We start from the raw sequence: 1,518 nt of genomic DNA, 5'->3' as shown, positions 1-1,518 counted from the left end.
CTCAGGAACGCGGGCTTAGAAGTCCATCGGCGGCGTGCCGGCGTCGGCCTTTTCCTTTTCGGGCAGGTCCGTCACCAGCGCTTCGGTCGTCAGAATCATCGCGCCGATGCTGGCCGCGTTGAGCAACGCCGAGCGCGTCACCTTCGCCGGGTCAATGATGCCCGCCTTCACCATGTCCACGTATTCGCCCGTCAGCACGTTGAAGCCGATGTAGGGCGTGTTCTTTTCGGCTTGCAGGCGGCGGACTTCACCGACCACCACCGCACCATCCAGACCGGCGTTCGCCGCCAGCTGGCGGAGCGGTTCTTCGAGCGCACGGCGCACAATCTTCACACCGGTGGCTTCGTCACCTTCCAAGCCAAGGTTGTCGTCCAGCACCTTCTGCGCGGTGAGCAGCGCCACACCACCACCAGGCACGATACCTTCTTCCACGGCGGCGCGGGTCGCGCTCAGCGCGTCTTCCACGCGATGCTTCTTTTCCTTCAATTCGGTTTCCGTGGCGGCGCCCACGCGGATGATCGCCACACCACCAGCCAGCTTCGCCAGGCGTTCTTGCAGTTTTTCGCGGTCGTAGTCGCTGGTGGTCGTTTCGATTTGCGCCTTGATCTGGTTGATGCGCGCCTTGATGTCTTCGGGCTTGCCTTTGCCGCCCACAATCGTGGTATCGTCCTTCGTGACGACCACCTTTTCAGCGCGGCCCAGGTCCGCCAGCGTAGCCGATTCGAGCTTGCGGCCCAGTTCTTCGCTGATGACCGTACCGCCGGTCAGGATGGCGATGTCTTGCAGCATGGCTTTGCGGCGTTCACCGAAGCCCGGCGCTTTCACGGCCACCACGTTGAAGGTGCCGCGCAGCTTGTTGAGCACCAGCGTCGCCAGCGCTTCGCCGTCCACGTCTTCGGCGATGATGAGCAGGTTGCGGTTGCCGCTCTGCAAGACCTTTTCGAGCACCGGCACCAGGTCTTGCGCGCTGGAAATCTTCTTGTCGTGAATCAGGATGTAGGGGTTTTCAAGCACCGCTTCCATGCGGTCGGCATCCGTCACGAAGTAGGGGCTGATGTAGCCACGGTCGAACTGCATCCCCTCGACGTATTCGACTTCCATGTCGAGGCCGGTCTTGCTTTCTTCGACCGTGATGACGCCGTCCTTGCCGACCTTTTCCATCACGTCGGCGAGCAGTTGGCCGATTTCGGGGTCGTTCGCGCTAATCGTCGCCACGTGCGCGATGTCGTCGCGGCTTTCGACGTCGACGGCGATTTCGCGGATGTATTCAGCCACACGCGCCGCGGCCTTTTCAATCCCGCGCTTGAGGAGCATCGGGTTGGCGCCGGCGGCCACGTTCTTCAACCCTTCGTTGACGATGGCTTGCGCCAGAACCGTCGCGGTGGTCGTCCCGTCGCCGGCCACGTCGTTGGTCTTGGTGGCGGCTTCCTTGAGCATCTGCGCGCCCATGTTGGCGAAGGGGTCTTCCAGTTCGATTTCCTTCGCCACCGTCACACCGTCATGCGTGACCGTGGGACC

Annotated in this window: 1 protein-coding gene; it reads right to left on the bottom strand. The window is 62.5% G+C overall.

Annotation, left to right across the window (positions count from 1 at the left end; translation table 11 throughout):
• Positions 1-15: 15 nt before the first annotated feature.
• Positions 16-1,518 (bottom strand): chaperonin GroEL (gene groL, locus SE16_RS12955; RefSeq protein WP_060687708.1); only part of this gene is annotated, 1,503 nt, incomplete at its 5' end.

This window comes from Ardenticatena maritima, from assembly GCF_001306175.1.
GTDB classification, from domain to species: Bacteria; Chloroflexota; Anaerolineae; order Ardenticatenales; family Ardenticatenaceae; genus Ardenticatena; species Ardenticatena maritima.
Note: the sequence above shows the minus strand (reverse complement) of the source record. Positions and strands in the feature narration are given on the sequence as shown.